The following is a 19,301-nucleotide window of genomic DNA, read 5'->3' as shown; positions in this document are numbered from 1 at the left end:
ATCGGCAGGACGGCTTAGTTTGTCCTTGTCTTTTCAAGGAGGTTTAAGTCGGTCCAGATAGAAATCGCTGGAAATGTCCCCAATCAAAGTGGTCCTTCTGTACAGATTAATGGAGAATGGAATAGGTGCACTTCTTTCCATCTTACGGTATCCTTCCACGTACCTTCTGGCATCATCTCCTAAAATTCTCATGTCCGTCAAAGTTTCGGCTAGGTTGTCGTACGTATCTATATCGTTGATAAACCTAGGGACCGATCCGCTAGTTCCGTTGAGTTTGTAAGAGATCTCTTTTAAGTTCCCGAATAGCAGATTGATATCTTCTTTATTCTCTCGGATCACGCCGGTGGAAGCCGCAAAAAAGTCGTCATAGTATCTGGCGGAAGGAGCGAAGTCTGGACGAAAACCGTCTTCTTCCTTGTATGTAGGTTTAAAAAACGCCTGCTTGGAATCTTCCTCAGCGTTTCCAGGATTGATGTCGATGGTCCTTCCGGAAAGTACGGTAGCAGTCCTAAAACTTATATCGTAATTTGAATACAGTGTGATAGGTTCAGCTAGGCGGATCGTGATCTCTACCGCCTTTGTCCTGTTCTTATCCAAAAATCTTTTGTCGGGAACTTCTTCGATCCCAACCACATCCACTTCTCTTACGATCCCTCTTTCCAGTCCTAAAATACTGACCGGAGTTCCAGGGCGTATACCTTGGGACTTTGGATAATAAATTTTTAAAGTATAAGGATAATCTTCTTCGGAACCGGATCTTTCGATCACCGATTGGTAAAGAAGAACAAAAAAAGCACAAAAGAAAACGAAACCTAGATGTATGGGAGAAGGGATCGGGAATTTCATACTTTCTTCTATTAGAAACTTCGGCTTTGGATTCGGATCAACTAAATCCCTAACAAATCAAAAATAGATGGGCTAATTTTTAGAGAAATTCCCGATAATTCTAAGGGAAAGGAAGAAAAAACCCTCTCCAAACGCCTATGAGACATAATATAATTGACTTTTTGAAAGAATCCGTTCAAAAAAGAACGAGTTGGTGGCTTCTGGCCTTCCTCTTTCTATTGGCTAGCACTTTAGGCTGGGGATTTAGAAGGGGTTCCCTTCCCCAGGAGTTGAATAAACTCATACTGACAGGACACGAAACTCTTAGAACGGAAGAAATAGTTCAGATCATGGGTATCCAACCGGGAACCTCTTTCGAAAATTACGACCTCGGCCAAATGGAACACCGACTTACCTCACATCCCAGAATCAAATCCGCTCACTTGGAAAAAAAAACGGACGACCAATTGCTCGTAGAGATCACCGAAAGAAAACCGAATTACCTCGTGAACTCCGACGGTCATCTTTTCGAGATAGATCCCGAACTTAAGATCCTTTCCATGGATGATGTAAGAAGCCAAGGACTTACAATTCTTTCCGGGACATTCTCCAGAGAAAAAGGAGAAGTGGTAGGCGCAGCATTCAAGGACCTTCACACTTCCGTGGAGAACGCATTTCGTTCTTATCCCGCTCTGAAGTCCAGGATCTCCGAAGTATCCTTACATGAAGACGGAGAAATTTTTGTCTACGCAGACACTCCTCTTCCGGTTCGTGTGCAGGTAGGGACATTATTCCAAACGGAACAGGTCAGAAAGTTATACGCTGTATTAGCATATCTTGAAAAAGAAAAAGTCCGCCCCAAACTAGTGGACATACGGGGAGAAGACGCGGTCTACCATTAAGAATATGGAATCTTCTGAAAGAATCATAGTCTCTCTGGATCTGGGATCAGCACTTACAAAAGTGGTGGTAGGACGCCCTATCTCCGAATACGAAACTGAAATTATCGGAACAGGGATGTTCCCTTCTTCCGGGATCAAGAACGGTTCCATCATCAATATAGAAGCGACTACTCGTTCCATCATAGAAGCAGTGAGCGAAGCGGAACTCATGTGCGGCCAAGAGATCGGTTATGTTGTGGTAAATGTTACCGGCAAATCCGTTCGTGCGGACAATTCCAAAGGAGTGGTTGCCATCACCAATAGGGATAGAGTGGTGACCGAGCCGGATATAGTCAGAGTGATAGAAGCCGCACAAGCGGTCCGAGTTCCCGCGGACCAGGAAATTTTACACGTTCTTTCCAAAGAATTTTCCGTAGACGATCAAACTTCCATCAAAGACCCGATCGGAATGACAGGAGTACGATTAGAAGCGGAAGTACATATAGTCACGGCAGGTCTAACAGCACTTCATAATTTAGAAAAATGTATTGAAGCAGCCGGCCTTGCGGAGGAGACGAGGGTCCTTTCCAGTTTGGCTTCTTCCGATGCTGTTTTAACCTCCGGAGAAAAAGATCTGGGAACAGCGGTCCTGGATATAGGCGCAGGTATCTGCGATCTGATCGTTTATGTGGACGGAGGGATTGCCTATTCTTCCGTGATCCCGTTCGGCGGTTATAATGTGACTTCCGATCTTTCCATCGGCTTAAAAACCACGATTGAAACCGCAGAACTTGTGAAAAAAAGATTCGGTCATTGTTCTTTAGAAGAAATAGATCCTACGGAAACAGTGGAGATCCCTCCTATCAGCGGAAGACCTGCGAGAACCGTTCTGAGGGAAGAATTAGTCCATGTAATCGAACCTCGTATGAGAGAAATTTTTGAGATGGTCGATGCGGAACTCGTCAAGTCCGGAAAAAAATCCTTTCTTGCCGGAGGAGTTATCCTCACAGGAGGAGGAAGCCTGCTGGAAGGAATAGAAAGTCTGGCAGAAGACGTATTTCGTCTAACGGTAACCCGCGCAAGACCTGCGGGTCTTTCCGGACTTTCGGATAAAGTATCTTCTCCTGAATTCGCCACTGCAGTAGGGCTTATTAAATACGCCTCCAGATTAGGGGACATGGAAAGAAAATCCCAGGATAGAAGCGAAACCTGGGGGAAAAAAATTCGGAGATGGATAGAGGAAAACCTCTAAGGAAGTGAACCATGTTACGTTTCGAAGAAGAAGATAGATCAAACCCTGCAATTATTAAAGTTTTAGGGATCGGCGGCGGCGGAATGAATGCAGTCGCTAGAATGGCAAATTCCAGCCTGAGAGGCGTGGAATATGTCATCATGAATACCGACGAACAGGTATTAAAACGTTCCGAGATAGAAAATAAGATCGCATTAGGTTCCAAGACTACAAGAGGAATGGGTGCCGGTGGCGACCCTGAACTAGGCGCAAGAGCTGCAGAAGAAGACAGAGAAAAGATCGCATCCGTGATCCAAGGTGCGGATATGGTTTTTGTAACCGCCGGAATGGGAGGCGGAACCGGAACAGGGGCCGCACCGATCGTTGCAAAGATCGCAAAAGAGCAAAAATGTCTAGTTGTCGGAGTGGTTACGATCCCTTTTTCTTTCGAAGGAAAAAGAAGAATGGAACTCGCCAAAAGAGGAGTGGAACAACTTCGCTCTTACGTTGATACTTTAATTTTAGTGAATAATGAGTCCATCTTCCAAGTAGTGGAAAGAGATACTCCGATCGACCAAGCATTCAGAGTGATAGACGACATTCTTTTGAATGCGGTGAGAGGGATTAGCGATATCGTTAATAATCCGGGTATCATCAATGTGGACTTCGCGGATGTAAAAGCGATCATGAGAGATACCGGCGACGCGGTCATGGGAGTAGGAGAAGGTTACGGAGAAAACAAAGTCTCAGAAGCCGTGAACTTTGCCATCGATAATGCATTATTGGATTCTCGTTCTATTGCAGGAGCAACTTCTCTTTTGATCAATGTTACAGGAGGAACCGATCTTACAATTTCCGATTGGAACGAAGTATCTCAGATCATCACTTCTCAAGTGGATCCTAACGCAAATATCATCATCGGTTTGACGGAAGACGCTGATTTGGAAAAAAGGATTCGTATCACTGTGATCGCAACCGGGTTTAATAAGAGAGCTGCAGGAATCGGATCTGTTCCTAAGTCACAATCCCAACCTCAAAGAAAAGTGGTAGGGCTTCCTGAAATGGAAGAGCCGCGTCCGACTTTTAAAACCGAACCGGAAAGGATCAGCAATGATCCGGAAGCATACAGGACTCTTAAGTCTAAAAATCCTTCCGGAAACATGAAAGAAGATTATGATATTCCCGCTTTCTTACGAAGAGGAGAAAAAGGAAGAGGGTAATTATTTTTCTTAAAAGTTTACTTCGGACTATTTTTTGGCCGAACCTGATTTTTTAGAGGGGACTGACTTTTTTTTAGAAGAACTTATAGGGTTCTTATTTTCCGAACTTCGAACATAATTCGATTTAGAAAGTACGTTAAAATTTCCGCTGGGCTCTTTTAATAAAGTCTTTCCTGAATTTGCTTTAAGGACTCCTATTTTAATTCTTTTACCTATATTTGCTCTTACTTTAACGGCCCGTTTTTTCTTATAAAGAATAGCGGCCTTTAAAGTCTCCAAAGTAGCACGCTCCTTACCTTCTCCATCAATTACATATGGTAAAGCGCCTTCATGGATCATAGTAAAAAGATTCTGCTTTTTAATACCCGTTTTTTGAGCTATACTTTCAATAGATAAAATTTTAGCGGCGGGGGTAATTAGAGAATCAGCTTCTGCTATTTTTCTAGCCCGAGAAATTTTCAGGATTTTTATAGATTTAATATCCAAAAAACCTTCTCCACAAACCTTACAATATTGACCGCTCAATCCACGCACTGTGAAAGGTCCTGTTCTAGGACTCGAAATTTTTAAGGACTGCGAAATTCTATTTTCCATAGAACCAATCGTACCGCATACCGGACAATCTTTAAATAATTTATCCCTCATTTATCTTCTTCTCCATCTCACTTATACTCATGAAAGGAAATGATCTGTGCGATTACTGCAAATCCCCGGTCATCCAAGCTTAATTTAATATACGCGTCAAAGTGCGCGCCCTGAATTTTCTTTCTATATACGTCGAAAGCCAATCCGTTTTTTCCTTTTGTCTTCTCAGTCAAATGTCCAAATTGAAATTCGCTATCTTCAAGTGATAGAATAACTTCCTTGATTTTATCTATGTCCAAATCAAACAAACTAGACGCATCGATTAAGGCTCTATTCGTGATTCTGAAATACTCTTCCCACTTAGAAAGAACTTCTTTAATTTGATTTAGTTCAAAGTACGGTGCTTGAAAATTCTTTTCAATTTCACTCACACGCCAATATACCAATTGGACATGACAAAATCATAGAAATAAATAATATTTTTTCATACTTTTACTAGAATTTTTATTCCGGGACCGGAGGAGGCGCCATCAATTCCTTCAGCTCTTTTAGATAATCATCTTCCGGGCCGCCTAAACGGATGGCTTCATCGTAAAATTTGATCGCCTTTTGGTAATCCCCTTCCGAAAAATAATACGTAGCTAAATTCGCTTTCGCTGCCCAAGATTTTCCTTTTGCCTTTTGATCCGCTTTTTCCCAAGCGATCTTAGCTCTTTGGAAATTCGGATTTTCTCCGGTAATCTCTTCGTATCCTTCCAAAAGAAGCGCTTCTACTTCCGGATTTTCGTCTTCCGTAAAAATCGAAATATCTTCCGATTCGACTCTTGGAGAAAGTTTTCTTTGAATTTCGGAAATAGATTCATCTAACGCAGTGGAAAGAGAAGGAAGTATACTAGGACAACTAACGTCTCCCACACCGTTATATATGATAGAAGGTTTACTGATGACGGTTTTCATCATCTCTCCGGAATCTATCCGGATCAAATTCGCTTCTATAGGAATAAAAACTTTTCGAACACCTGTAGGTTTTATGATCGGATCCTCAACCAGAGAAGCCGCTGCTCGACTCAATTGCCTGTTTCTATCCTTTCCTGCGGCAGCTACCCTAAGAACAGCCATTCCAAGAGCAAGATAATCCATTTTTCTCTCTACATAACATTGGGACTCGGGTTCTCTGACGGAAACATATAAGACTGCATCCACGTCCAAAACTTCTCCGATCTTCTTCCTGTTCTTTTGTATCCCTTCTATCGAAAGATCTTTTTCTTCCAGAACATCCGGTCTATCTTTCAGGTCTAAAACTTTAAAATAAGAATCTTTAGATATACTTTCATACAATTTCCTAGGAACCAACAACACGAAAGAACGATTACTTTCGTGGATCCAGATTTCGGAATTCATAGGTTCCAGAGAAAATGCGACTGTCTTCACCCCGTTTAAGAATTGTTTTAAGTCCCTTCCCTCTTTTGTGGAAGGATACATAGGATATTCTACGGTTACGGATTGGCAGGTGATAAAAAACGCAAGCAAACAGAATAGAAGGACTGACGTTAGCCGCATATCGGATCGGACCTTTTCTCAATAAATTTTAGATCCCGTTTTTTACGGTTTCTTTTGCGGAATTTGCTGGTAGAAGCTCCAACAAAATCAAATGAGGTCTTGCACCGAATCGAATTCTTGGAGCCACATGACCTTCTGCCCCTAAACCTCTACTGACTATAATATCCGTATTTTCATACGTGTTCAAACCGCCGGCTGCTATATGGCGAGGAACTCTGGAAAGAGTTAAAATAGGTCCAAAAAACGGGACTTGCACCTGTCCGCCATGCGTATGTCCCGCCAAAATCAGATCCACTTTTTCATTCGGTTGGTGCAAAACGGAATCAGGATAATGGCTGATCATAATAGAATAAATATCTTCCGGGATCTCTCTTTTCAAACTCCAGATCAAAGTTTTGTTCCTGTAATCCGGCAAACCTAATCCGATCAAACCGATCTTATTTTTTCCGATCCGGAGAACTTTAGATTTACGATCCAAAAGAACGGATCCGGATTTAGAATAAAAATCGGTATGGCGTAAGATATGATCCACATCTCCGGTAACAAAATAGAATCCATTATTACTTTTGAATTCTTTTAAATATGAAGTTACGATCGGATACAAGGAGGAATGATTCATCACATCTCCCGTAAACAAAATAAGATCGGGTTGAAAACGATTCGCTTCTTCCCTAACTTCCAAATGTAGATCTCGAATATCGTCCGTCTGTAGATCCGAAATATGTACAATCTTTATGGGAGAATGTATCTTCTCCGATTGGATTCGAATACGTTCCACATCTAGAAAATTCGGCTCCCATACTTCTGAATAAAATTTGATAAAAACTAAGGAAATAGAAACGAATAAGAAAATAATTCTTTTGGAAAATACAAAATGCACAAGACCTAATATGGGAAGTGCAATTGTCAAAACAGTCCAAGCGATCCTGACCCGGATAAAAGAACTTATATCCAAAAAGAAGGGAACAGTAGACGCAAGAGCCAAATAGATCAATGTAAGAATTAGAATTCTTTTATAAAAGGAAAGCTCCCATTCTTTAGAAAAAATAAACCTCCTCTTATCCAGTAAGAATACGAGGAGAAATACGGTAAAAGTAATGATTACAAGAACATCTATTTTGAAATTGGTTTTCGAATATACATTTAAATAAAAATTCATATTTGGATCTTCTTCTTTCCATTCCAAAATTCAGCTGCAATTGCACTCAATAAATACATTACAGTCCCGTACATAAGAATAGTAAGTAAGGTCTCACTTTGTTTGATATGAAGTTCCGCAAGAAGTAGGGCCAAGGATAAACTTCTGATCGCGGAAACCATAGACAAGGAAGCTTTGACTTCCTGGGTGGAATTCAATAAAAAGATCCCAGGAAGGAGGGAAAAACAGACAGCTACGCAGGCAGCGATCCACACCAGCCAACCCAGGCTTAGCGCATATTCTCCGTACTGAAAGATCAAGAGTAAGATCGATAATACCAAACAGAAAGTGCTGAATCTTTCTACCCAAGGAGCAATCGGATCGAAAATTTTAGGGAAGAAGTATTTACTCAAAAATCCTAAAAGTAAGGGCAATCCCTGCAAAAAAGTCCCAATCAAAAAAAGTTTTAAGAACAGATCGAAGTTGAATCCGGAATCGCCTTGGTAAATGGAAAAGATTAAGGGTGTGAGGACCGTATTTGCCCCGTTCAATAGTGCAATCAGGATTCCGCCTAACGCAGGATTGCCCTTTGCCCTTAATACGAACAGCCCTCCTGAAGCTCCCCCCGGAGAAGCAGCACAAAGAAAAATTGCCGTAAAGGTAAGTTCGGAAACGCCCAAAAATTTTCCGGCAAAAAAAACGAAAACAGGAAGTATCACGAAATTCCAAAAGAATGCGAATATAAGGATCGGAACAAATTTAGCCCAGGAACCCAGCTCTTTTTTTTCTATCCTTAGTCCCAAACCGTACATAGAAGAAAGGGACAGAAGAATGAGTGCGATTCGTATTAACATTTTTTAATTTTGTGAGAGAATTTTTTTAAGGAAACTTCTCTCTTTAATCGTTTGGGAGATAAAACTGGAAATCGCGAAAAAAAATGCGAATCCTAAGAAAAAGTAAGGGGCTATAGAAACCTGTTCTTGTGGAATATTATTCTGCACTAGCATACCATAGAACACTACCACGAATAAGGCCGCAGGAACAGTCATCACAGAACCTATATTAATGAACAATTTATATTGGATGGAGCCGTTCTCCGCCTTCTCGGCATAACCGAAAGACCATAACCAATTTCTATGTTTTGCCAATTGAGAAGCGTTTTGAAACAGAAGTTTTTCCCCTACTGCTTGGACAACATATCCTGCTTTGCCGAATTGAGAAGAGGCCGAATTCAAATCCGACTTTAATTCTCCGGACAAAATAGCCGGGAAGAAGGAACCGAAATTTTTTTTGGAAAAAGTTTCTTTCTGCTTTCTATCCCAAATAGAAAGAGCAAATACTAGAATGAAGATCAGGATAGGTATTACGTTCAAAATTATGGTAATCATCTGTTTTTTATGCCGCTGTAAGTATAATAGGTCCGAAGTCCGTAACAACTACTGAATGTTCAAACTGAGCAGTAAACGAACCGTCAGGAGTTTTTAAAGTCCATCCATCCGATCCTTCTACAAAATCTTCGGCTCCGGTTGAAACGAAAGTTTCCACCGCGATGACCTGCCCCGATCTTAAAATTCGCTTATCTCTAGGCTCGTAATAATTACAAATATTGAATGGTTCTTCGTGGAGAGATTTTCCCACTCCATGTCCGCATAAGGTCCGGATCACCTTGTATCCATTCCTCTTTGCAGTATTCTCTATGGTTTTGCCGATAGAGTTCAGTTTTTGTCCCGTTCTTACTCCCGAAAGAGCACGTTTTAACGCTTCTGAAGAGACATCCAATAATTTGGTTAAACCTTTCTCATCTTGACCAACTATTAAAGTATAACCGGTGTCTGCAAAATACCCGTTTAATTCCAAAGAAACATCTAGATTCAATAGGTCCCCTTCTTTCAAAATACGATCGTTTGGAATTCCATGAGCAATCTCAGTATTCAAGCTGATACATGTGTTACCGGGAAATTTGTACATGAGTTGGGGAGCACTTTTCGCTCCGAACTTAGAGAAATAAGAATGAGCGATACGGTCCAGTTCTTTGGTGCTGATCCCCGGCTTAGCAGCTTCTCTCATCTTGACCAAAGTCTCGGCAGTAATTCTGCCTACTCTTTTTAATGCTTTCAGATCTTCTTCATTACGAACCGTCATAAATATTAATTCTACAGAGAGAAACGATCTGGCAAACTATAAATATAGGAATTCCTACAAGAACCTAAAGAATCTCAAAGTTTCCGTTTTACTTCCCGGAAAGTATAAAGAAGTTCGGAAGAGATCTGATCGCAAGTTTGCATATATTTCTCTAACGGATTTTCGGAATCGTCAGCAATTTTAGGATCTTCGAATGGAAGAGAGATCCTTGCTTCCGCTCCCGGAACATAGGGGCAGGATTCATCCGCTTGGGAACAAACCAAAACCGCAATGAACTCGGAGACAGGATTCGGAGCATCTTGGAATTTTTTGGAATAAGCGGTTAAAGCAGGAGTCCCATCCGCCCACCAAATTGAATATTTAGGATTGCGAGGGGGGCCTTGGTTCTCCAAACGAAATCCGCAATTTCCTAAAACGTTTACTACATTCGGATGTAGCTCGGTGATACTCGTTCCCCCGGAAAAAGATTTGATCCCGGGAAAATCAAAATAATGAGGAATGCTTGCTGCGAATGCCTGAGCGATCTGGCTCCTTCTCGAATTATGAGTGCATATAAATACTAAATTCGCTTTTTGTTTGTTCTCAAAAGATTGGAGAATAGAATCCGCCAACGAAGAAAGTACCGCCTTTCTTTCCTTAGTGATCTTATCGACCAAAGAAAGTTTTGCATCCAAATATGTTTTTAACGGTTGGAATAAAGGAGACATTCCGGAAACTCTAAGTTCCTTTTTCCATGGAGCAAGCTAGATTTTTCAGGTTTTGAAAGGCTTTGACAGATTTCAGAACTTAGGGGATCTATTGCGAAATCGAAAAGGAAATTAAATGAAAACGAACATCAATCAAAAAACAGCGCTCATTACCGGAGGTTCTTCCGGAATTGGTAAAGAACTTTCTCTCCTATTATACAAACAAGGTTATCAAGTACTAGTGGTCAGCATTTCCAAAGAAGAATTAAAACTTCTGCATAAAGAATGCAAAGACGTAAACCCTTCCGGAAAATTAGAAACCTTAGAAGCGGATCTAACTCAAACAGAAAGTATTCCTAAAATTCTAAAATGGATCTCCAAACTGAATTTAGAAGTAGATGTCCTGGTCAATAATGCGGGATTCGGGCTTTGGGGAAAATCCTGGGAACTTTCTCCGGAAAAAGTGGATTCCATGCTTTTACTAAACGTGAATGCAGTTACCAGACTTTCCAACGAATTTTCTAAAAGAATGATCGAACGTAAAAACGGTTTTATATTGAACGTTGCATCTACAGCTTCTTTGCAGCCTCTATCCTATATGGCGGCTTATGCAGCTAGCAAAGCGTATGTGGTTAGTTTTTCGGAAGCATTGGCTGCGGAACTTTCTCCTTATAGGGTCAAACTTGGGATCTTATATCCGGGAACCACTAAGACAAACTTTCTTTCCGTAGCAGGAATTCATAAAGAAAACAAAAAGGGATCGTTAGGAAATCTTGCCTACTCTATCGCGATGGATCCGAAAGATGTGGCCAAGGTTGCATTTAACGCGATCCAAAACGAGACCAAAAGATCCGTCCCGGGATTTATGAATCAGGCACATTATTATTCTACGAAAATATTTCCCTCTTGGATCGTTAAAAGGATAGCGGATCGGATCTTTAAAAAAGAATAAATTACAGTCTACCCCAAATATAGGTTATCGTTCAATACCAAGTCGCGGACTTCAAGAGCCTGATCTTTTGGGACGGGCTCTTATACTTTTACGTTTACGCCGTAAAACTCTAGAGCATTCGTATATAATACTTTTTGTAATAATTCTCCATCGAAAGTTTCCGTTACGAGATGTAGATCCTCTTCGGTAAAAGGAGCAGGAGAACGAGTGGAAGGAAGATCCGTCCCGAACATCAGGGCATCCGGATTGATATCTGAAATATCCGCTAGGGCCGATCTTATATCCATATTGGTCCGTCCGAAACCTGTAGCCTTGACTCTTACTCCTTTCTCCACCAATCTTAAAGTAGTGGAAAATCCTTGTTTAGATAATCCTAAATGATCTATTGAAACCTTAGGTAGGGACAATAAGACTTCTTCCAAAAATTCGTCGATCTCTTTGGCATCAATATACAATTCCACATGCCAACCGGCTATATCATAGACTCGGGCTCCCATCTCCTTGATCTTGGAAATTTCCTCAGACCCCCCCCTTCTTACGTTAAATCGTACTGCCCTCACTCCCGATTTATGAAGAGATAAAATTTCGGAATCCTTAGTGTTTGCAGGAAGCTGGGTCACACCTACATAATTTTTTCCTAATACGGAAAGCGCATCCAATAAGTAAGTCTGATCGAACGCCTGAAAAGAACCGGAAACGACTGCACCTCCTTTGATCCTGAGCCAATCCGCTTGTTTATTATAGTCCGAAACCGTAAAGGGTTCGGGCAAAAAACCGTGATTTGGCACCAAAGGAAATCTTGGATCTATGATATGGAAGTGAGAATCGAAGATCCGCATTTTTGTAGTATAACATTTACGGAATATGAGTCAAGAGATTGTAGAAAGGAAATTTATTTCATTATTCGGCCATATATCGTCATTCCGCTCTATAACGAAATACCCTGGTCCCTGCAAAAAGGTCGTGTAATGCCGTCCTTTTGTGAGAAAAGAAGATATAAATCAACGAAATCCCATAATATACGATCGAATCCCAAAAGGTAAAATTATCCAAAGGATTCCATTTATTCAAGATCCTATGAACGCCTGCCAATGGCAGACCTTCCATTTCAGCCTGGTGTTCCATGAAAATCCTAGAATCATACACTGCACTCACGATAGTTACTAATGACAAAGCAAGTTCGGGCAAGATCCTGATAAAAGATCTACCCCAACCTAAACGCCCTTTGTTCGAATCGGTAACGATTATCCCCGCAAAGGCCTTACCAAACGTCCTACCGAATAAGGCGTGCATCACGAATCTATACCCTATATACAGGAGGGAATGTAAGGCGGTATAGAACGGAAACACCGCGTATACCATTTTATTATGGTAATAAAAAACAAGGACTTGCGGGATTAAAACAGGACATAAGATCAAAAAATCCAGGAATTGAGCATAAACCCGCCTGCTCAAACTTGCGTAAACCAAATGTCTTTCTTCAATATCAATTTTTTTGAATATACTCTTCATCTGCGAGATAGTTATAGGATATTTCTAAAATGAAAAACGAACCATCTAAGTTCCTTGCCGCTTTCGCAAAGATAAAACCCGTCTTTGTCTTTATGAGATACAACAGGGATATCCTTGAAAATTTCCGCCCAAAATCCATTGGGACAAGGTTCCCACCAGTCCGGTTTACAATTTCCCTGATCAAAATTTTCAGGCCAATCCTTTGGATAAGAATCGAATCTGCGGTTCAACCCTGGATGGTTTTTGAATCGTTCCAAGAGCGACTTCCTGAACTCGGAACTTTCTACCTTATATTTGGAATAAACCACCCAAGATTCTTTATAACCGCAACGTTTGATAAAGTAATTCGTTACACCATTGGGAATACCTAAGACCCCAAACTTCTCCGCCTCTGCCCTTGTTAGGTTCTTAAACTCGAAACGATCCGTAAAGACCGGAACACCCGAACCGTTCCGGAGGAAAGAATATAGAAAAATCCCGAAAACAATAACAATAACCGCGATTCCGCACGTTAGATAAATCTTAGAAAGAGGGTATTTCGTCATTTTTTCGCCGGGATCGGATCGGCCGAATCTTAACGGTAGAATATGGAAACCAAAAGTAAGGAATCAAGGAGAATTTAGAAAAGCATACTCACGCTTCTCCCCGTCTTGAAACGTACACTTTTCAATATAAATCCTTAGTATATCGGAATAAAATCCCGGAGCTCTCTGACCCTTTTTATCCAAGAGCATAAGTTCGGAAAATCCGAAACAGGAAAATGACCTTCTTCCGCCACATGTGTATATGCAAAGAGGGAAATATCAGCAATGCTCGGCTTCTCAAAGCCGAAATATTGATTCTTAACAAGATGATCATCCATGATCTTAAGAGCCTCCAATCCTTTCGTATGATTTCCAGGGATCCTTGGGTCATCCTTTTTATTTTGAAAATGGATCAACCAGCGATTAACGGCAATATATGGCTCGTGACTATATTGTTCAAAGAACATCCATTGTAATATTCTAGATTGGACTAAAAGATCTTCCGGAAAGAAACTACTTTCATTAGCTAAGAAGTATAAGATCGCGTTCGACTCGGAAAGAAAATCCCCGGAGTCCAATTCCAAGAGAGGTACTTTCCCTACGGGATTTTTAAGAAGAAATTCCGGAGTCCTGGTCTCGCCCTTTCTGGTGTCGGTCTCGATCCATTCATAAGGGATTTTCAATAAATGAAGCAATAGTTTAATTTTATAACAGTTCCCGGAAACGGAAGTACCATAAACTTTCATCTGTGATCGCCTAAATAATTTAAATTCCAACGAACCTAAATGTTAAGTTAGGAACCGCAATGAAAAAATTTATTTCGAAACTCCCAACAACTCCAAGGTACGTTTCAAACTCTCTCTTCCGCCCCAAGCTTGATGTCCAGGAACTATGATAGAAATTTTCGGAAACATCTTCTCCAACTTACGAATGGTTTTGGGCCATTCTTTGAGATCCGCGTCCTTAGTGTTACCGATATCATCCGCTTCGACACTTTTTACCAAACAACCCCCGAATAAAATTCGAGATCCGGGAAGCCAGACGACCAAATTATCCTTAGAATGACCTGCGCCGGGGAAAAAAGTCTCAATTTTAGTTTTACCGAATACCAATAGATCCTTGTCTTTTAGGACTTTTTCCGGAACAGATTCACCTTCCTCTTTCAAAATAGAAATAGTTCTTTTCCCGGCATAAGAGGGAATATTTTGTTTTTTTAATATATCTATCCCACCCGCTCTATCCTCATGGAAATGGGTAATAATGACGGCAATCACCGGCTTTTTCAGATTATTAGAGATCCAATCCAAGAGTTCGAAGGTTTGTTCTTCTCCCCAGGCAGTATCCACGAGAACGACACCTTCTCCCGTTTCGATCAAAAGTCCGTTAGAAGGAAAATAACCGTCTTTTAGAAGTTTATAAGAAGTGTGTACGTAAATATTTTTACCGATCTGAGAAACCAGGAGCTTAGGTCCTTCTCCGTAAATCGAAACAGAAAATAGAATTAAGAAAAAACTAATATATTTCATTTTGGATTTTTGGCCAGAACCTGGATATCGTCTTTCCATTGCCCTTCGAAAATCGGATTCCCTTCCGGATCGGATAATTTACCGAAGCCGTTCCTTTTATTCATTTTCCATTCACCTTCGTAAACGGTACCATCCGCATATTTATAAGTGCCTTTGCCTTCTTTATTTCCCCGATCCCATTCCCCGTCGTAAGACTCCACTCCTCCTAATATAAGTTTGCCTTTTCCATGAGCTAGACCATTTTGGAAACTACCGTCATAACGATACGATCCGGACATGATCTTGGTCCCGGTCCCGTTTTTACAATCGCCTGAAACACAACTAGGAGAAAAGAAGTAATACGCGAAAAACAGTACAACGGGGATGATCAGGATAGGATAAAAGTTCTTATTCATTGACCTCAGAAACCGATTCGAATGTTAGGATTCCATAATATGGAAAAATAAACTAATAACATCGGATTTCAATCTTCCGATTTGGAAAATTCTTTAAAATTCCTTTTGCGAACGATCGAGTTTAACCTTTTCAGCAATCTTTTGAGATCGTCCTCCCCCATCGCCTCGGTAACCGCTGCCTGAGCCTCTTCCCAGATCGGATAAGCGACCCTCAAAGCTTCCAACCCTTTTTGGGTTAAGATCACCTTTCGAGCCCTTTTGTTTTCGGAAGGAACATCCGCGACATAGCCTAATTCTTCCAAAGGTGTCAAGTTACGGATCAAAGTTGTTCTATCTAAAACAAGAAGGTCCGCTAATTCGGCAAGGGCAAGACCGTCAGTGGCGCCAAGAGTATGCAATAAACTGAATCTTTGAGAAGTAAGACCCGCTTTCTCCAATTCTCTATCGTAAAATTGAGTGACCGCCCGAGAGGCCCTGCGCAGATTGAAGTTCACACAACTTAAACCTGCGCTAAGCATATCCGCTTTGCTCGGAAATTTTTCGGACTTCCGAGCCATAGTGTTTTGAGACTTCTTGGACATAAAAGATAAAAAAGACTATCAGTCTTGGGAATATTTTCCCTCCGATACTTGTTTTCGCAACTGTTTTACCCTATCTTCGAAAGAACCATCTTCCAAACCGGGCTCATCAAATAAGAAGTTCCCTAAAAAAGACATCATCTCTTGGTCATGACGAACGGGACGCCCTTTTTGAAGATCAATAAAGGAGAACTGAGCTCTCAAAACGGCCTTCAAACGATTTCCTTCCTTATCTAGAAGTAAGTATTCATTATGGATCGTGGCCGGAGTCAGTCTGATCAAACGAGTCACTATTTTCACAACGTCATTCTGTTTGACCGGCTCCAAATATTGGGTCTCCACCTTACTCACCACCCAGGATTTACCCGAACTAGAACCGTATTCATAAAAATCGAAATTAGCGGTCTCTCTCAACTGCTCCGAACGAGCCTCCAAAAAGTAATCCATATACCTTGCATTATTCAAATGGCCGAAAGGATCACAATCCTGAAAACGTATCCTTGCAAAACTATAAGGGGAAAGCACCGGTTTACCTATCGTCAATTCCATACAGAATCTCCTAAGAGAATTAATGTGCACTTGCATATATGTAATTACACATGTGTAATTACATCATTTGGACTTCTCCGGATCTTGGTCAAGGCAAAAAATCCCCTTTCGATATGTTGGAATTCCAACAAAAGACCGTATTTTTTAGCCTTGGCCGCGTCCTTGATTTGCTCGGACCGGGCTCTCACCTCCGGTCAAAAAATCTCTTCCGCGATTTTTTGACCCCGGCTCGATCCCTCGCGGTATGATCTAAAAATTTCAGTCCAACTTTGAAGGTAGGCGATCCAACAATTCGGACCAGTGTGTTTTATCTTCCGGCCCTATTTTCCCTCTTTTATCGTAACGAATATTATAAATTCCGAATTCTCCTCTGTACAATTTGGAAACCTGAGAAGAAGTAGGTTGTTTACCACAACCGGAATGTTCCCAAGAATAAGAAATTTTTCCGGATTTCTCCGATTCCAGGCTCCAAAGAATATTCGGACATTCTTTCTTCTTACCGGATTCCAACAGCGAATAAATTTCAGTAGGGGAAGAGACTCTCACCTTATAAATATGAATGGAAAGCATCTCGCTCCAAAACAATAGAGACTCCTGTTTAGGAATATATTGCAATAATGCCTGATCCATCCTATCCACATCGGAAACCAATTTCCATTCTCTTCCGTCCAAACGAATGAACTCTCCTTCGGCCTCCAAAGAAAGATCTTTTCTAAATTGTTTCTTATCCGATTCGTGGATAGAAATTTCAGTTTGCAGATGAGTGATCTGTCCATTATCGTTTTTTAAAACGATTGCTATCCATTTACGAGTGGTCCCGACTTTTCGGATCCAATCCTTGTTCTCCGGAACTTCTACATTAAATCTTAAAAGAACAGAGCCTACTGTAAGCGGTTTTTCGTGCTGAAACAATAAAGTATCGGAAGAATTTTCATTTAATTCGAATGCTTCCAAACTCGCTAAAGACGGATTTTTTACGGTACCTTTTAGAAAGATCTCGATTTTCCTAGGTTCCGTTTTGTAATAAACCTTCTCTAATTTAAACCATTCGTTCTCAGTTCTTTTTTTGCGGACCATATCCGGAAAACAAGAACCAAACAGGAACATGCAAATAATAGAAATTACTATTTTAGAATATGATTTTCCGAAAGTAAGATACAAAGTTATTCTGCGACAATTCTTCTTCGAATGGAAACAAAATGAGCGAATAGAACGGAAGGAACTATAAAAGAAGGCAGCCATACGTATGGAAATTGGAGAATCGCTCTGTTCGGTATATCAAAGGACAATTTTTGAAATGGCCCCGGTGCGGATAAGATCCCCAGGATCACTATATTCAATAAAAATAAAAGGCCAATTAGATTCCAAAACAAAATCCAATTTTTAGAAGAAGTAGGTTTATTTAAAATGAAATAGGCCGCGATCGGTGCGGTTAATCCGATTAGAATATCGAAATTCCAACCTGCAAACGTCATATTGACGGGCACCAAACCGTACATTGCCAGCCAGTATAAAACAAGCTCCACGGGTATCCTTGCCAGATGTAAGTAGAGTAAATTCTCCCCTGGGATCTGGTCCATCCAAGCCCTGCTAGACGGAAAAATAAAAAGTAAAACTAAGAACAAGATCGGAGGAACCACCATACAAAAAAATCTGGGAGGAAAAGAGTCCGTTACCAAATAAAATCCGGACCAACTTAAGACAGCTTGCAACAAAAGCCAGACAGCCAACGCTAATAGGATTAAAGAAGAACCGATCCAATTTTTTCGAGAGCCTAGTACAAGAGAGAAAAAATATCCCAAAATGGCAAATACCGTAGAACCGAAAACAATGGGAACAAATGGTGGAAGATGAGGAGACATTTACGATATCCGAAATGAGGCTCAAATCATTGGATTTTCGGAAAATTAGGCAATCATTTTCCACGAAATTCCGCCTGATTCTTGCATCTCCTTTTTCACCTAAGCAGCGTATTTTGTTGGAATTCCCAAAAGATTCTCTTCTAATGATAGAATAGAACTAGTTTCCAGGATAATCTATGGCCTTCCAGAATTTCCCTTTTTCGATCTCTCGATCCAAACTTTTTCATATTTTTGCAATCTTACTCATTTCCGTTTCTTTGATCGGTTTACTCGCAGAACCTAAAAAAGGAGTTCAAGAAGACGTTTTCGAATACAAGGTAAAAAAGAATGATACCTTATCCAAGATCGCTAAGGAATTCCTACAAGATCCGAGAAACTGGAAAGAATTATTAAAATATAATGAAATTCCAAATCCTTCCTTGATTAGAGAAGGAACTACACTTTTGATCCCTGGGTTCTTAAGAAAAGATACCATCTCTGCAACCGGAGAAATTATCAAACCGAATGCAGGTCCTGTGGCAGTCGCAGATTTCCAAAAAGGCCAAGTTCAATTCTCCAGAGATTTTACTCCGACAGGACTTCCTGCAAGCTGGTCCAAACTTTCCAAGGACCAGTTATTGAATATGGACGATTGGATTCAGACAGGGCAAGCCTCTTCTTCCAAAATTATCTTCACTAAAAACGGAACCGTAGTAGAGTTAAGAGAAAAAACCTTAACTAAGATCGTAAAAACAAGTTCGGAATCCATTTCAGAATACAAACTGAATAAAGATGGAGGGATTCTGGAACTCAAGTCAGGCTATCTGGAAGCCAAGGTCCCTCCTAAAAAACCGGGTGACGATACCCGCAAATTTATGGTTGTAACTCCTACAGCGGTAGTCGGAGTGAGAGGAACAGAATTATACGTAAACGCTCCTGATCCGGAGAACACTATGGTGGGATGTTACAAAGGAGAATTAGAAGTCTCTGCGGAAGGAAAAACGGTAGCAGTCCCAGCGGGATTCGGTACTACCGTGGTCAAAGGACAGGCTCCTTCCAAACCGGAAAAACTTCCCGAGAAGGTTGAGTTAGAGTGAGAATTCTGGATCAGAATATTATAAAATTAAAATTTTCATTTTTATTATCTTTTCTGCTT

The 19,301-nt window shown here is 40.8% G+C and carries 24 protein-coding genes; 5 read left to right on the top strand and 19 right to left on the bottom strand.

Annotated elements, in window-relative coordinates; translation table 11 throughout:
• Nucleotides 1-33 precede the first annotated feature (33 nt).
• Nucleotides 34-846: an MlaD family protein gene (locus AB3N61_RS02340; protein WP_367898384.1), complete on the bottom strand. Its 813-nt coding sequence runs from the start codon at nucleotides 844-846 to the stop codon at nucleotides 34-36.
• A gap of 137 nt (nucleotides 847-983) precedes the next feature.
• Here AB3N61_RS02340 and AB3N61_RS02335 point away from each other — a divergent pair, with 137 nt between their 5' ends.
• Genes AB3N61_RS02335 through ftsZ form a run of 3 tightly spaced genes read left to right on the top strand, consistent with a single transcriptional unit; the run spans nucleotide 984 to nucleotide 4,157 of the window.
• Nucleotides 984-1,727: a cell division protein FtsQ/DivIB gene (locus AB3N61_RS02335; protein ID WP_036089567.1), complete on the top strand. Its 744-nt coding sequence runs from the start codon at nucleotides 984-986 to the stop codon at nucleotides 1,725-1,727.
• Between the two features lie 4 nt (nucleotides 1,728-1,731).
• Nucleotides 1,732-2,958 carry a cell division protein FtsA gene (gene ftsA / locus AB3N61_RS02330; protein ID WP_367898383.1) on the top strand — a complete coding sequence of 409 codons (1,227 nt, stop codon included), beginning with the start codon at nucleotides 1,732-1,734 and terminating at the stop codon, nucleotides 2,956-2,958.
• Nucleotides 2,959-2,969: 11 nt separating this feature from the next.
• Nucleotides 2,970-4,157: a cell division protein FtsZ gene (gene ftsZ / locus AB3N61_RS02325; RefSeq protein WP_020769833.1), complete on the top strand. Its 1,188-nt coding sequence runs from the start codon at nucleotides 2,970-2,972 to the stop codon at nucleotides 4,155-4,157.
• A gap of 27 nt (nucleotides 4,158-4,184) precedes the next feature.
• Here ftsZ and AB3N61_RS02320 read toward each other — a convergent pair whose 3' ends face one another.
• From AB3N61_RS02320 to AB3N61_RS02285, 8 genes are all read right to left on the bottom strand, one after another.
• Nucleotides 4,185-4,802 carry a YgiT-type zinc finger protein gene (locus AB3N61_RS02320; RefSeq protein WP_367898382.1) on the bottom strand — a complete coding sequence of 206 codons (618 nt, stop codon included), beginning with the start codon at nucleotides 4,800-4,802 and terminating at the stop codon, nucleotides 4,185-4,187.
• A gap of 17 nt (nucleotides 4,803-4,819) precedes the next feature.
• The gene (locus tag AB3N61_RS02315; protein WP_367898381.1) at nucleotides 4,820-5,173 is read right to left on the bottom strand and encodes a type II toxin-antitoxin system MqsR family toxin; all 354 of its coding nucleotides are present in this window, start codon (nucleotides 5,171-5,173) and stop codon (nucleotides 4,820-4,822) included.
• 73 nt (nucleotides 5,174-5,246) lie between these two features.
• A complete protein-coding gene (locus AB3N61_RS02310; RefSeq protein ID WP_367898380.1) occupies nucleotides 5,247-6,302 on the bottom strand; it encodes a lipoprotein LipL41 in 1,056 nt (351 codons plus the stop codon).
• A gap of 28 nt (nucleotides 6,303-6,330) precedes the next feature.
• A complete protein-coding gene (locus tag AB3N61_RS02305; protein ID WP_020769508.1) occupies nucleotides 6,331-7,461 on the bottom strand; it encodes a metallophosphoesterase in 1,131 nt (376 codons plus the stop codon).
• Nucleotides 7,458-8,294: a bile acid:sodium symporter family protein gene (locus AB3N61_RS02300; protein ID WP_020769707.1), complete on the bottom strand. Its 837-nt coding sequence runs from the start codon at nucleotides 8,292-8,294 to the stop codon at nucleotides 7,458-7,460. The genes AB3N61_RS02305 and AB3N61_RS02300 overlap by 4 nt, the downstream gene beginning before the upstream one ends.
• A gap of 3 nt (nucleotides 8,295-8,297) precedes the next feature.
• Entirely contained in the window at nucleotides 8,298-8,828 is a 531-nt protein-coding gene (locus AB3N61_RS02295) for a hypothetical protein (RefSeq protein WP_367898379.1), read from the bottom strand.
• A gap of 7 nt (nucleotides 8,829-8,835) precedes the next feature.
• Complete coding sequence (gene map, locus AB3N61_RS02290; RefSeq protein ID WP_020769623.1) at nucleotides 8,836-9,582, bottom strand: type I methionyl aminopeptidase; 747 nt, start codon at nucleotides 9,580-9,582, stop codon at nucleotides 8,836-8,838.
• Nucleotides 9,583-9,656: 74 nt separating this feature from the next.
• The gene (locus AB3N61_RS02285) at nucleotides 9,657-10,289 is read right to left on the bottom strand and encodes a hypothetical protein (protein ID WP_020769765.1); all 633 of its coding nucleotides are present in this window, start codon (nucleotides 10,287-10,289) and stop codon (nucleotides 9,657-9,659) included.
• Nucleotides 10,290-10,404: 115 nt separating this feature from the next.
• Here AB3N61_RS02285 and AB3N61_RS02280 point away from each other — a divergent pair, with 115 nt between their 5' ends.
• Complete coding sequence (locus AB3N61_RS02280; RefSeq protein WP_367898378.1) at nucleotides 10,405-11,220, top strand: SDR family NAD(P)-dependent oxidoreductase; 816 nt, start codon at nucleotides 10,405-10,407, stop codon at nucleotides 11,218-11,220.
• A gap of 80 nt (nucleotides 11,221-11,300) precedes the next feature.
• Here the strand turns inward: AB3N61_RS02280 and AB3N61_RS02275 are convergent, their stop codons facing one another.
• From AB3N61_RS02275 to AB3N61_RS02230, 10 genes are all read right to left on the bottom strand, one after another.
• Nucleotides 11,301-12,059 carry an amidohydrolase family protein gene (locus AB3N61_RS02275; RefSeq protein WP_020769470.1) on the bottom strand — a complete coding sequence of 253 codons (759 nt, stop codon included), beginning with the start codon at nucleotides 12,057-12,059 and terminating at the stop codon, nucleotides 11,301-11,303.
• Between the two features lie 79 nt (nucleotides 12,060-12,138).
• Complete coding sequence (locus tag AB3N61_RS02270; protein WP_367898377.1) at nucleotides 12,139-12,732, bottom strand: RDD family protein; 594 nt, start codon at nucleotides 12,730-12,732, stop codon at nucleotides 12,139-12,141.
• Nucleotides 12,733-12,743: 11 nt separating this feature from the next.
• Entirely contained in the window at nucleotides 12,744-13,277 is a 534-nt protein-coding gene (locus tag AB3N61_RS02265; RefSeq protein WP_020769714.1) for a hypothetical protein, read from the bottom strand.
• 134 nt (nucleotides 13,278-13,411) lie between these two features.
• Nucleotides 13,412-14,002, bottom strand: a complete 591-nt coding sequence (locus tag AB3N61_RS02260) for a glutathione S-transferase family protein (protein ID WP_367898376.1) — start codon at nucleotides 14,000-14,002, stop codon at nucleotides 13,412-13,414.
• A 69-nt stretch (nucleotides 14,003-14,071) separates the two neighbouring features.
• A complete protein-coding gene (gene bla, locus AB3N61_RS02255) occupies nucleotides 14,072-14,782 on the bottom strand; it encodes a subclass B1 metallo-beta-lactamase (protein ID WP_036089565.1) in 711 nt (236 codons plus the stop codon).
• A complete protein-coding gene (locus AB3N61_RS02250) occupies nucleotides 14,779-15,177 on the bottom strand; it encodes an MORN repeat protein (RefSeq protein ID WP_020769468.1) in 399 nt (132 codons plus the stop codon). The genes bla and AB3N61_RS02250 overlap by 4 nt, the downstream gene beginning before the upstream one ends.
• A gap of 68 nt (nucleotides 15,178-15,245) precedes the next feature.
• Complete coding sequence (locus AB3N61_RS02245; protein WP_367898375.1) at nucleotides 15,246-15,734, bottom strand: MarR family winged helix-turn-helix transcriptional regulator; 489 nt, start codon at nucleotides 15,732-15,734, stop codon at nucleotides 15,246-15,248.
• 42 nt (nucleotides 15,735-15,776) lie between these two features.
• The gene (locus tag AB3N61_RS02240; protein WP_020769668.1) at nucleotides 15,777-16,304 is read right to left on the bottom strand and encodes an acyl-CoA thioesterase; all 528 of its coding nucleotides are present in this window, start codon (nucleotides 16,302-16,304) and stop codon (nucleotides 15,777-15,779) included.
• Between the two features lie 258 nt (nucleotides 16,305-16,562).
• Entirely contained in the window at nucleotides 16,563-17,411 is an 849-nt protein-coding gene (locus AB3N61_RS02235) for a hypothetical protein (protein ID WP_367898374.1), read from the bottom strand.
• Nucleotides 17,412-17,467: 56 nt separating this feature from the next.
• A complete protein-coding gene (locus AB3N61_RS02230) occupies nucleotides 17,468-18,166 on the bottom strand; it encodes a hypothetical protein (protein WP_367898373.1) in 699 nt (232 codons plus the stop codon).
• A 176-nt stretch (nucleotides 18,167-18,342) separates the two neighbouring features.
• Between AB3N61_RS02230 and AB3N61_RS02225 the strand changes: the two genes are divergently transcribed.
• Complete coding sequence (locus AB3N61_RS02225) at nucleotides 18,343-19,242, top strand: LysM peptidoglycan-binding domain-containing protein (protein ID WP_020769613.1); 900 nt, start codon at nucleotides 18,343-18,345, stop codon at nucleotides 19,240-19,242.
• Nucleotides 19,243-19,301 lie beyond the last annotated feature (59 nt).

The organism is Leptospira sp. WS58.C1 (assembly GCF_040833995.1).
Lineage (GTDB): Bacteria > Spirochaetota > Leptospiria > Leptospirales > Leptospiraceae > Leptospira_B > Leptospira_B cinconiae.
This window is presented reverse-complemented; position numbering and strand designations above follow the sequence as displayed.

What these genes read in the sequence shown, in the direction of transcription:
- AB3N61_RS02275 (WP_020769470.1), bottom strand. Translation starts at nt 12,059, where the DNA reads ATGCGGATCTTCGATTCTCACTTCCATATCATAGATCCAAGATTTCCT.
- AB3N61_RS02235 (WP_367898374.1), bottom strand. Translation starts at nt 17,411, where the DNA reads ATGTTCCTGTTTGGTTCTTGTTTTCCGGATATGGTCCGCAAAAAAAGA.
- AB3N61_RS02340 (WP_367898384.1), bottom strand. Translation starts at nt 846, where the DNA reads ATGAAATTCCCGATCCCTTCTCCCATACATCTAGGTTTCGTTTTCTTT.
- AB3N61_RS02300 (WP_020769707.1), bottom strand. Translation starts at nt 8,294, where the DNA reads ATGTTAATACGAATCGCACTCATTCTTCTGTCCCTTTCTTCTATGTAC.
- AB3N61_RS02260 (WP_367898376.1), bottom strand. Translation starts at nt 14,002, where the DNA reads ATGAAAGTTTATGGTACTTCCGTTTCCGGGAACTGTTATAAAATTAAA.
- bla (WP_036089565.1), bottom strand. Translation starts at nt 14,782, where the DNA reads ATGAAATATATTAGTTTTTTCTTAATTCTATTTTCTGTTTCGATTTAC.
- AB3N61_RS02250 (WP_020769468.1), bottom strand. Translation starts at nt 15,177, where the DNA reads ATGAATAAGAACTTTTATCCTATCCTGATCATCCCCGTTGTACTGTTT.
- AB3N61_RS02310 (WP_367898380.1), bottom strand. Translation starts at nt 6,302, where the DNA reads ATGCGGCTAACGTCAGTCCTTCTATTCTGTTTGCTTGCGTTTTTTATC.
- AB3N61_RS02265 (WP_020769714.1), bottom strand. Translation starts at nt 13,277, where the DNA reads ATGACGAAATACCCTCTTTCTAAGATTTATCTAACGTGCGGAATCGCG.
- AB3N61_RS02245 (WP_367898375.1), bottom strand. Translation starts at nt 15,734, where the DNA reads ATGGCTCGGAAGTCCGAAAAATTTCCGAGCAAAGCGGATATGCTTAGC.
- AB3N61_RS02240 (WP_020769668.1), bottom strand. Translation starts at nt 16,304, where the DNA reads ATGGAATTGACGATAGGTAAACCGGTGCTTTCCCCTTATAGTTTTGCA.
- AB3N61_RS02270 (WP_367898377.1), bottom strand. Translation starts at nt 12,732, where the DNA reads ATGAAGAGTATATTCAAAAAAATTGATATTGAAGAAAGACATTTGGTT.
- AB3N61_RS02225 (WP_020769613.1), top strand. Translation starts at nt 18,343, where the DNA reads ATGGCCTTCCAGAATTTCCCTTTTTCGATCTCTCGATCCAAACTTTTT.
- AB3N61_RS02280 (WP_367898378.1), top strand. Translation starts at nt 10,405, where the DNA reads ATGAAAACGAACATCAATCAAAAAACAGCGCTCATTACCGGAGGTTCT.
- AB3N61_RS02285 (WP_020769765.1), bottom strand. Translation starts at nt 10,289, where the DNA reads ATGTCTCCTTTATTCCAACCGTTAAAAACATATTTGGATGCAAAACTT.
- AB3N61_RS02230 (WP_367898373.1), bottom strand. Translation starts at nt 18,166, where the DNA reads ATGTCTCCTCATCTTCCACCATTTGTTCCCATTGTTTTCGGTTCTACG.
- ftsZ (WP_020769833.1), top strand. Translation starts at nt 2,970, where the DNA reads ATGTTACGTTTCGAAGAAGAAGATAGATCAAACCCTGCAATTATTAAA.
- ftsA (WP_367898383.1), top strand. Translation starts at nt 1,732, where the DNA reads ATGGAATCTTCTGAAAGAATCATAGTCTCTCTGGATCTGGGATCAGCA.
- AB3N61_RS02335 (WP_036089567.1), top strand. Translation starts at nt 984, where the DNA reads ATGAGACATAATATAATTGACTTTTTGAAAGAATCCGTTCAAAAAAGA.
- map (WP_020769623.1), bottom strand. Translation starts at nt 9,582, where the DNA reads ATGACGGTTCGTAATGAAGAAGATCTGAAAGCATTAAAAAGAGTAGGC.
- AB3N61_RS02295 (WP_367898379.1), bottom strand. Translation starts at nt 8,828, where the DNA reads ATGATTACCATAATTTTGAACGTAATACCTATCCTGATCTTCATTCTA.
- AB3N61_RS02305 (WP_020769508.1), bottom strand. Translation starts at nt 7,461, where the DNA reads ATGAATTTTTATTTAAATGTATATTCGAAAACCAATTTCAAAATAGAT.
- AB3N61_RS02320 (WP_367898382.1), bottom strand. Translation starts at nt 4,802, where the DNA reads ATGAGGGATAAATTATTTAAAGATTGTCCGGTATGCGGTACGATTGGT.